We start from the raw sequence: 9620 nt of genomic DNA, 5'->3' as shown, positions 1-9620 counted from the left end.
CGGCTGAACCCCGGGACCCCCGCCCACCGCCCGCCGAAGCGCGTGGAACCGTCCCCCACTGGAGGAACTTCGCCATGGGAATCGCCGTATGGGCGCTCGTCGCCTACATCGCCATCATCGTCGTCTGGAACGGCGTGCTGAAACGTGGCATCGGTGAGGCGATGCTCCTCGGGTTCGTGGCCATCTGCCTGTTCGGCGGCGCCGACTTCTTCGGCCTGGCCTGGGCGGGCATCACCGAGGCGCTGGCCGAGGAGGTCGTCTTCGCGGCGCTGGCGTTCGTGTTCATGGGCTACCTGCTCACCCGGCTCGGGCTCATCCAGGAGCAGGTCACCGTGCTGAACTCGGTCTTCGGCCGGCTGCGCGGCGGCGCCGGGTACGTCTCCACCTCGGCCGCCGCCCTGCTCGGCGGGCCGTCGGGCTCCGGGTCCGGCATCGCCGCGTCCGTGGGATCGGTGACCATCCCGTGGATGACGAAGTCGGGCTGGCGCCCCGACCTGGCCGCCTCACTGGTGGCGGGCAACGCCGGGCTCGGCATCTCGATCCCGCCGAGCTCGTCGATCTTCCTGCTGCTCGGGTCCGCGGCCGTGGCGCCCGTCCTGACCGCCGACCAGCTGTTCGTGCCCGCGCTGGTGGGCGGGCTGTGGACGGTGGCGTACCGGTTCGTGCTGGTGTTCCTGTGGGTGCGGCGGCACGGGATCGCCGCCACCGCCGCGGCCGACATCGTCCCGCTGCGGGCGGCGCTGCGGGCAGGGTGGACGTCGCTGCTGGTGTACGCGGGCATCGTCGTCCCGGTGCTGATGACCCTGGACTTCGGCGTCGAGCTCATGGAGTCGCGGGTGGGGGAGGCGGCCGGCGACGTCAGCATCGTCGTGTGGATCCCCGTGCTGACGGTGCTGGTCACCCTCGCGGTGGCGTGGAAGCGGCTGCCGCGCACCGGCCGCGCCTGGAGTGAGCTGCTCGCCGACCTGGCCCCCAGGTACGCGGTCATCGGCGCGACGCTGTTCTTCGCCTTCGCGGCCGCCGCCACCCTGGGCGAGCTGGGCCTGGTCGAGCAGCTGACCACGATCATGCAGTCGCTCGACGCCCCGGCCGTGGTCATCGCCACCCTGGTCGGCCTGCTGATCGTGATCGTCGCCGCGCCGCTGACCTCCACCGCGACGATCGCCGCGGTCGGCGGCGTGGCCTTCAGCGCGCTGACCGCCGCGGGGATGGACCCGGCGGCCGCGGCCACCGCCGTCATGATTTTCGCCTCGACCGAGGGGGCCTCCCCGCCGGGCGCCGCCCCCATCTACATCGCCTGCGGCATCGCCCAGGTCGATCCGGCCAGGACGTTCGTCCGCCTGATCGTCTGGTTCGTCATCCCGACGCTCGTCATCGGCGTGCTGGTGGCCACCGGCGCGTTGCCGATCTGAGAGGAAGTCACAACGTGAACGCCGTCAAGACCACGACCATGGTCCTGTTCAAGATCGGCCTGGTGCTGTTCCTCGTGCTCGGGGTCGTCGTCGTGCTGACCCAGGCGGCCGGCCTGATCGCCGGCAGCCCCGGCCTGGTCTCCGGCGTCGTGTCGGCGCTGGGCCTGGCGATGACCGTGGCGGCCGGCGCGACCGGCCTGCTCGCCTTCGTGATGGCGTACGTGTTCGGCTGGAAACCCGGCGAGGACTAGCCTGCCGGGCTCCAGCGGGCCGCGAGTTCCGCGTCCTCGGGCGGCGGGCCGGGCAGCTCGCGGTGGCCGGCCGGCACCCGCAGCGCGTCCATCGCGAGGGCCAGGAAGCGGTGGCGCAGTTGCGCGGTGCGCTTCTCGTCGCCCAGCCTGATCGAGGCGATCTGCTCCAGCAGCAGCGAGATGTCGGTGACCGTCACGTCGGGCCGCAGCGCGCCCGCCTCGGCCGTGCGGCGGTGGATCTCCTCGGCCAGGACGCCGGCTCTGGCCGCGTCGCGGTCGAGCTCCTCCGTCGGGTGGAAGGTGCCGGCCAGTTTGATCGTCAGTGAGCTGGTGTCGGCGTCGACGAGGCCGCGCAGGCAGCCGGCGAATGCCTCCCACGCGTCGCCCTCCTCTGCCAGCGCCCGCTCGGTGACCTCGATGTAGAGCTTCAGCCCGTCGCCGCAGAGTTTCTGCAGCAGGGCCTCCTTGCTGGGATAGCGGCGGTAGAGCGCGCTGATCCCGACCCCCGCCTTCTCGGCCACGGCCGCTATGGGGGCACCCGGGTCGGAGGTGAAGACCGCCCTGGCCGCCTGGAGGATCAGCTCGTCGTTACGTGCGGCCTGGGCCTTGCGGCCGCTCATGGGTGCGCTCGTCATGGGTCCATCTTAAGGGAACGTACGGTTCCGTTCTGTCAGCCGCGACACGCGTATGGGGTGCGCATCACGTCGCGAAGGGAAGAAGATCGCCGCATTGGTCCGTATGTCTATACATGGTGTTGACATTGAGGTAGAACCGTGGCTAGCCCGTTGGTCTTGGAGGTGTCCTGTGAGACGTACCCCGATCGTGCTGGCCCTGGTGGGCGCGCTTGTCATGACAGGTTGTTCCTCGGGAGGGGAGAGCGCGCAGAGCGCCCCGCCCGCCTCGTCCGCCGCGGCCGGGGGCGGTGACGCGAGTTTCGCGGTCATCACCCACGGAGCGGCCGGCGACTCCTTCTGGGACGTGGTCAAGAACGGCGCGGAGGCCGCGGGCAGGCAGTACGGCGTGCAGGTCACCTACCAGGGCGACGGTGACCCCGCCAAACAGTCGCAGCTCATCGACCAGGCCGTCTCCGGGAAGGTGGACGGCATCGTGGTCTCGATGGCCAACCCGGACGCGCTCAAGGAGGCCGTCGGCAAGGCCGTCGCGGCGAAGATCCCGGTCGTCACGATCAACTCGGGCGCGGAGTCGTCCAAGGCATTCGGCGCCATCACGCACGTCGGTCAGTCGGAGGACGTCGCCGGGCGCGGCGCGGGCGAGCAGCTCAAGGCGGCAGGCGTCACCAAACTGGTCTGCGTCGTCCACGAGGCCGGCAACGTCGGGCTCGACCAGCGCTGCGGGGGCGCGGAGGAGACGCTCGGCGGCACGGTCGAGCGGCTGCAGGTGGACATCGGCAACCTGGCCGACGTGACCTCCAAGGTCACCGCGAAGCTCCAGTCGGACCAGCAGGTCAACGGCGTGCTGGCACTCAACCCGGCCATCGCGATCGCCGCCAGGGACGCCATCGGCGACTCCGGCTCGCAGGCCAGGCTGGCCACGTTCGACCTGTCGGCCGACGTGGTCGACGCGATCAAGGCGGACGAGATCCTGTTCGCCGTGGACCAGCAGCAGTACCTGCAGGGGTTCCTGCCGATCACGTTCCTGAACCTGTACAGGACGAACCTCAACACCGTCGGCGGCGGCCTGCCGGTCAACACCGGGCCTGGCTTCGTCACCAAGGACAACGCCGAGCAGGTGGCCAAGCTGGCCGAGGTGGGCACCCGATGACGACGTGCGCCGGGGCGGCCGCGTGACGGGCGCACAGGTCCGGACCGACGACCGCACGGCCGACGTGGGAGCGGTCCGGCGGCTGCTGATCAGGCCGGAGCTGGGCGCGGTCGTCGGCATGGTCGCGGTGTTCGCGTTCTTCGCCTCCCAGTCGCCGGTGTTCCGCTCGCCGGCAGGCATCGCCAACTGGCTGGACCCGGCCGCCACGCTCGGCATCATGGCGGTCGCGGTGGCGCTGCTGATGATCGGCGGCGAGTTCGACCTGTCAGCCGGCGTGCTGACCGGCACCAGCGGGCTGATCCTGGTCACGCTGGCCACCCGGTTCGGCTTCAACGTGTGGGCGGCCATGCTGGCCGGCCTCGTCGTGGCGCTGGCCGTGGGGTTCGCCAACGGCATGGTCGTCACCAGGACGCGGCTGCCCAGCTTCATCGTCACCCTGGGCACGTTCCTCATGCTGCAGGGAATCAACCTCGGCGTCACCAAGGCCATCACCGGGACGGTCCAGGTCGGCGGGCTGCGCAGGGCCGACGGGTTCGAGGGCGCGGCCGCGGTCTTCGCGGGCACGATCGAGATCGGCGGCACCTCGTTCCGGGTGGCGATCCTGTGGTGGGTCGTGGTGACCGCGGTGGCCACCTGGGTGCTCATGCGTTCCAGGGTCGGCAACTGGATCTTCGCGGTGGGCGGCAACGAGCAGGCCGCCCGCAACGTCGGCGTGCCGGCCGCGCGGACGAAGATCGCGCTGTTCATGACCACGGCGTTCGCGGCCTGGCTGGTGGGCTCGATCATGGCGCTGCGCTACACGTCCGTGCAGGCCAACATCGGTATCGGGCAGGAGTTCATCTACATCATCGCGGCCGTGATCGGCGGCTGCCTGCTCACGGGCGGGTACGGCTCGGCCGTCGGGGCCGCCATCGGCGCGGTCATCTTCGGCATGGCCGACAAGGGCATCGTGTTCCTGGGCTGGGACGCCGACTGGTTCAAGTTCTTCCTCGGCGCGATGCTGCTGCTGGCGACGCTGGCCAACCGCCTGGTCCGGCGGTACGCCGAGGAGGTGCGACATTGATTCTCGAGACCCGCGGCATCGGCAAGACGTTCGGCTCGGTGCTGGCGCTGCGCGACGTGTCGATGGGCGTGACGGCCGGACAGGTCACCTGCGTGCTCGGCGACAATGGCGCGGGCAAGTCGACGCTCATCAAGATCCTGTCCGGCGTGCACCGGCACGACGCGGGCATGCTGCTGGTCGACGGGGCGGAGGTGGGCTTCGCGAGCCCGCGCGAGGCGCTCGACCGCGGCATCGCCACCGTCTACCAGGACCTGGCGATGATCCCGCTCATGTCGGTGTGGCGGAACTTCTTCCTCGGCTCGGAGCCGCGCAGGGGCCTGGCCTTCGACGTGGCCAAGGCACGGCGGGTGGCGCGCGAGGAACTGCGGGCCATGGGCATCGACATCCGCGACGTGGACCAGCCGGTCGGCACGCTGTCCGGCGGTGAGCGGCAGTCGGTGGCCATCGCCAGGGCCGTGTACTTCGGCGCCCGGGTGCTCATCCTCGACGAGCCGACCTCGGCGCTGGGCGTCAAGCAGGCGGGCGTGGTGCTGCGCTACATCGCCAGGGCCCGCGACCGGGGCCTCGGCGTGGTGTTCATCACCCACAACCCGCACCACGCCTACCCGGTGGGCGACCGCTTCCTGCTGCTCAACCGGGGCACGAGCCTCGGCGAGTACGCCAAGGGCGAGATCACCACGCAGGAGCTGACCGCGCTCATGTCCGGTGGGGCGGAGCTGGAGGAACTGGCCCACGAGCTGGAACGGGAGTGAATTTGGGCGACATTTGACCGATTCCGGCGATCCGCTCGACGTACGGACCGGGCAAAGACCCTGATAGGTACGCCCAGTGCTACCGGAGGATCATTTGATCTACAACGTAAAGGCGCCCGGCGTCGTACGGTGGCGCTCTCTTCTGTACGGCCCCTTATTACCCGGCGCGACGGCCGCCCGAGCTCCTGGAGCCGGGCGGCCGTCGCATGTCGTGCCCGAGTCGATGCGCTGGCGGAGAAGGGCGCCGGCGACCGGGGGTGAGGCCGGAGGGCAATACGCTGGGGGATGTGCCTGCGCCGTACCTGACCATCACCACCCCCGTCGAGCACGAGACCGAGGCGCGGCGATCGCGGTTCATCTGCGCGCTGGCGCCGGCGCGCACGGTCGAGCAGGCGGCGGCCTTCATCGGCGAGCGCCGGCAGAAGCATCCGTCCGCCACCCACAACTGCACGGCCTACGTCATCGGCGAGCGCGTCCAGAAGGGCGACGACGACGGCGAGCCGGGCGGCACCGCGGGCACGCCCATGGTGCAGGCGCTGGTGGGCAGGGGGTTCAGCGACGTGGTGGCGGTGGTGACGCGCTATTTCGGCGGCACGCTGCTGGGCGCGGGCGGGCTGGTGCGGGCCTACGGTTCGGCGGTGACCGAGACCCTCGACCGGGCCGAGCCGGTGCGGATGGTGCCGGCCAGGCTGGTGAGCGTGGCGGTCGCACACGACCAGGCCGGGCGGGTGGAGAACGACCTGCGCGCCTCACGGCACCTGGTGCGGGACGTGGCGTACGCGGGAGAGGTGACCTTCGCCGTGGCGGTGGGCGCCGACGAGGTGGCGGCGTTCACCGACTGGGTGGCCGGGCTGACGGCCGGCCGGGCCCGCGTGTCGGTGGGCGAGGACCTGCACGTCCCGGAGTGATCAGCCTTCCAGGGCGTACTGCATGACGCGGAACTTGGCCTGGGCCTCGGCCAGCTCGGCGGCCGGGTCGGAGTCGCCCATGATGCCGCCGCCCGCGAACAACCGCGCCCGCCGCCCCTGCACGAGCCCCGAGCGCAGCGCGATGCCCCACTCACCGTCGCCGTTGGCGTCGATCCACCCGACGGGACCGGCGTAGCCTGCGCGGTCCATGCCCTCCAGCTCGCGGATGACCTTGATGGCGGTGCCGGTGGGCGTGCCTCCGACGGCCGCCGTCGGGTGCATGGCGGCGACCACGTCGAGGACCGACGCCCCGTCGGCCAGCCGGCCGGTGACGTGGCTGGCCAGGTGCTGGACGTTGGGCAACATCAGCAGCTCTGGCTCGTCGGGCGTCATCAGCGCCGAGCACAGCGGAGCCAGCGTGTCGCGTACGGAGGCGATCGCGCACTCGTGCTCGTGGCGGTCCTTCGCCGAGGCGAACAGCGCGGCGCCCCTCGCGAGGTCGTCGGCGGGGCCGGTGCCGCGCGGGGTCGTGCCGGCCAGCACGAGCGACTCGATCTCTTGCCCCGTACGCCGGATCAGCAGCTCTGGCGTGGCCCCCACCAGCCCCGCCACGGAGAACGTGTAGCACTCGGGATAGCGCCGCGCCAGCCGGGTGAGCAGCAGCCGCACGTCGATGGGCCGCTCGGCGGTGGCGAGCAGGTCGCGGGCCAGCACCACCTTCTCCAGCTCGCCGTCGCGGATGCGCCGGGCGGCGCGGGCGACGACGTGCTCCCACTCGGGGGCGCTCAGGCTGCCGTCGCCGTAGCTGATGCGGCCGGGGTCGCGGACGGGGGAGTACGTCTCCAGCGGCGCGTCGCCGATCGTGGTGAGCCAGGCGTGCCCGCCGCGCCGGGCGAGCACCGCCCGCGGCACGACGAGGACGGAGCCGCGGGCGTCCTCGTCGAAGGTGAAGCTGCCGAAGGCGACGGGGCCCGAGGCGGGGGCGCGCACGGCGTCGTCGAGGTGGGCGTCGCCGAGCACGGTGGCCAGCCACTGGCGGGCCCAGGCGAACCTGCGGGGGCCGGGAGGCACGGTGACCCGGGCGGCCTCGCCCCAGCCGACCAGGCCCTCGCCGTTTCTGACCCAGGCGTAAGGTGCCGTCCTGGGCAGGGAAGCCAGCAGGTCACCGGGGTCGCCGACAGGGGTGGTGCGAACCGGTAGCGGGCGGGTTGTTCCGAGCGCGACACTCACCCGAGACACTCTATGCGGGAACTGAACATGTTCGACTCGGACCCCTGTGAATGTGAGGTTATGGACATTGAACCCGGATAAACCGCACGCACAGGGGATTCCGCCACACCTCGACCCCCTGCGGACCTGTCAAGCGGCGATATGAAGTCGGTCCTGAAATGGCAGACCTCGCCCTGACGTCATAGGACACCCGTGATCGACTCCCTACCTTGGTGGCCATGATCGCTCGTCTGGGCTCCGCCTCCCTCGCCGTCGTGGTCGTCCTCTCCGGCTCCGGCGCCGCACGCGCCGCCTCCGTCCAGCCCGTGCCCGAGATCATGGCCGCGCTCGGCGACTCGATCTCCACCGGGTTCAACGCCTGCGGCCTGTACGTCTCCTGCCCCGCGCGCTCCTGGTCGTCGGGCGACCACCGCGAGGTGTCCAGCCACTATCTGCGCCTGTCGCGGCTGTCGGGAACGCTCCACAACCTCAACTTCGCCGTCCCCGGGTCGACCAGCGCCGACCTGCTCGGCCAGGTGAAGAAGGCGGTCGAGGCCAAGGCCGACTACGTGACGATCCTCATCGGAGCCCAGGACGCCTGCGTACGCACCGAGCAGGCGATGACCCCCGTGCCGACCTACCGCGCCCGGCTGGACCGGGCGCTGAGGGAGCTGCGGGCCGGGATGCCCGGCGCCAGGGTGTTCTTCGCCAGCATCCCCGACCTGCGGCGGTTGTGGCGCGCGGGCAAGGACAACGCGCTGGCCCGCTCGTTCTGGACGCTGGGCCGCATCTGCCAGACGATGCTGGCCAAGCCCCGGTCGGCCAAGCGGGCCGACAAGGAGCGCAGGGCCCGGGTGCGGGAGCGGGTGATGGCCTACAACCGCGAGGCGGCCAGGGCGTGCGCCGCGTACGGGCCCGCCTGCCGCACCGACGGCGGCGCGGTGTTCTCCTTCCCCTTCACCCTCGACCACGTCAGCAAGTGGGACTACTTCCATCCCAGCACGGCCGGGCAGCGGGTGCTGGCCGAGCAGACGTACGCGCGCGGCTTCGACTGGCTCGACCCCCGGTAGCCGTCACCGGCACTGGGCGAGCATGGCCTTCTTGTCGGCACGGGTGACGGGGACGCCGTACTTGAGCGCGACCTGCGCGAAGCGGGTGACGTAGGCGCAGCGGACGACCCGGCGCGGCGGCAACCAGCGCGAGGGGCCGGAGGCGTCCTTGTCCTCGTTGGCGCCGCCGTACACGGGCAGGAGGTTGAGCGGGTCGTTGGCGAAGTCGAGCCGTTTGGTCATCGGCCAGCGCGGCGCGCCCATGCGCCAGCCGTAGTTGAGCGGCACCACGTGGTCGACCTGCACCTCGTCGGCTTCGGACTTGCGCCAGTGGATGACCCGGCCGGTGTAGGGGTCGGTCAGCCTCATGGAGACCACCTCGCAGCTGGAGCCCGCCCGGTAGGTCACGTCCCGGCCGTCGCGGGCCAGCAGGTCGTCACGGGTGCGGCAGCCGTTGCGCGCGTACGGCACCCCCACGGCGTCGTCGGCCCAGTTGTCCCCGTACCTGGTGCGCCGGTATCCGGTGCCGGGGCCGAGCCGCTTGACCCGGAGGCGCTGGATGAGGGCGCGCGCGTCGGCCTTCTCGGCGTCGGAGATGATGGGTGCCAGGCCGGGCAGCGTGCCGCTGACGTTGCCCAGCGGGCCGGCCGCGGTGGCCGGCGTGGTCTTGGCGCTGTCGATGAGGGAAACGACGATGACGGCTCCTGCGAGGAAGGCGATCGCGTCCTTCGTGCTCAACCGGTCCTCCGTGCGGCTCCCAGGCTGTCTAGAGAGGTTCCCGGCATCCGGTGTGCCGACACGGGGAGTGTTCCATGACTGATCGTCCGATCGACCCGGATGTCGATCTGCACGTTCCCGCCCAGCGCGCCGAGGGGGGCTGGCAGGTGCCCGCGGCGATCGCGGCCGGCGGTGCGCTGGGAGCGCTCGCGCGGCACGGCCTGCAGAGTGCCATGCCGGGAGGTCCCGCGGACTTCCCGTGGGCGACGTTCTGGGTGAACGTGTCGGGCTGCCTGCTCATCGGGGTGCTCATGGTGATGATCACCGAGGTGCGGCGGGCCCACCGGCTCGTCCGGCCGTTCCTGGGCGTGGGGGTGCTGGGCGGCTACACCACGTTCTCGACGTACGCGGACGGCGTGCGGCAGGCGGTGGAGGCGGGCGCTCCGGTGACAGGGCTGGCCTACCTGGTCGCCACGA

General features: G+C 71.4%; 11 protein-coding genes. 8 read left to right on the top strand and 3 right to left on the bottom strand.

Features of this window, described 5'->3' with window-relative positions; genetic code table 11:
- Positions 1–74: 74 nt before the first annotated feature.
- Both E1267_RS40330 and E1267_RS40325 read left to right on the top strand, forming a co-directional pair.
- On the top strand, positions 75–1412 hold the full coding sequence (locus E1267_RS40330) for a TRAP transporter large permease subunit (protein ID WP_132341040.1): 1338 nt from the start codon (positions 75–77) through the stop codon (positions 1410–1412).
- A gap of 14 nt (positions 1413–1426) precedes the next feature.
- Positions 1427–1663, top strand: a complete 237-nt coding sequence (locus E1267_RS40325; RefSeq protein ID WP_132341038.1) for a hypothetical protein — start codon at positions 1427–1429, stop codon at positions 1661–1663.
- Here E1267_RS40325 and E1267_RS40320 read toward each other — a convergent pair.
- Complete coding sequence (locus tag E1267_RS40320; protein WP_246064610.1) at positions 1660–2298, bottom strand: TetR/AcrR family transcriptional regulator; 639 nt, start codon at positions 2296–2298, stop codon at positions 1660–1662. The genes E1267_RS40325 and E1267_RS40320 overlap by 4 nt on opposite strands.
- A gap of 169 nt (positions 2299–2467) precedes the next feature.
- Between E1267_RS40320 and E1267_RS40315 the strand changes: the two genes are divergently transcribed.
- The 4 genes from E1267_RS40315 (at position 2468) to E1267_RS40300 (ending at position 6168) form a co-directional block, all read left to right on the top strand.
- Positions 2468–3445 carry a sugar ABC transporter substrate-binding protein gene (locus E1267_RS40315; protein ID WP_220449911.1) on the top strand — a complete coding sequence of 326 codons (978 nt, stop codon included), beginning with the start codon at positions 2468–2470 and terminating at the stop codon, positions 3443–3445.
- Between the two features lie 22 nt (positions 3446–3467).
- The gene (locus E1267_RS40310) at positions 3468–4508 is read left to right on the top strand and encodes an ABC transporter permease (RefSeq protein ID WP_132341034.1); all 1041 of its coding nucleotides are present in this window, start codon (positions 3468–3470) and stop codon (positions 4506–4508) included.
- Positions 4505–5260, top strand: coding sequence for an ATP-binding cassette domain-containing protein (locus E1267_RS40305; protein ID WP_132341032.1), 756 nt, complete (start codon positions 4505–4507; stop codon positions 5258–5260). Before E1267_RS40310 ends, E1267_RS40305 begins: the two co-directional genes overlap by 4 nt.
- A gap of 287 nt (positions 5261–5547) precedes the next feature.
- A complete protein-coding gene (locus tag E1267_RS40300) occupies positions 5548–6168 on the top strand; it encodes a YigZ family protein (RefSeq protein WP_246064608.1) in 621 nt (206 codons plus the stop codon).
- Here E1267_RS40300 and E1267_RS40295 read toward each other — a convergent pair whose 3' ends face one another.
- Positions 6169–7398, bottom strand: a complete 1230-nt coding sequence (locus E1267_RS40295) for an isochorismate synthase (RefSeq protein ID WP_132341028.1) — start codon at positions 7396–7398, stop codon at positions 6169–6171.
- A 218-nt stretch (positions 7399–7616) separates the two neighbouring features.
- Between E1267_RS40295 and E1267_RS40290 the strand changes: the two genes are divergently transcribed.
- Entirely contained in the window at positions 7617–8447 is an 831-nt protein-coding gene (locus tag E1267_RS40290) for an SGNH/GDSL hydrolase family protein (RefSeq protein WP_132341026.1), read from the top strand.
- Between the two features lie 3 nt (positions 8448–8450).
- Here E1267_RS40290 and E1267_RS40285 read toward each other — a convergent pair whose 3' ends face one another.
- The gene (locus E1267_RS40285; protein ID WP_132341024.1) at positions 8451–9164 is read right to left on the bottom strand and encodes an HNH endonuclease family protein; all 714 of its coding nucleotides are present in this window, start codon (positions 9162–9164) and stop codon (positions 8451–8453) included.
- A gap of 74 nt (positions 9165–9238) precedes the next feature.
- Here E1267_RS40285 and E1267_RS40280 point away from each other — a divergent pair.
- Positions 9239–9620: FluC/FEX family fluoride channel (locus tag E1267_RS40280; RefSeq protein ID WP_132341022.1), on the top strand; the 382-nt coding region annotated here is incomplete at its 3' end.

The organism is Nonomuraea longispora, assembly GCF_004348345.1.
Taxonomy (GTDB): Bacteria; Actinomycetota; Actinomycetes; order Streptosporangiales; family Streptosporangiaceae; genus Nonomuraea; species Nonomuraea longispora.
This window is presented reverse-complemented; position numbering and strand designations above follow the sequence as displayed.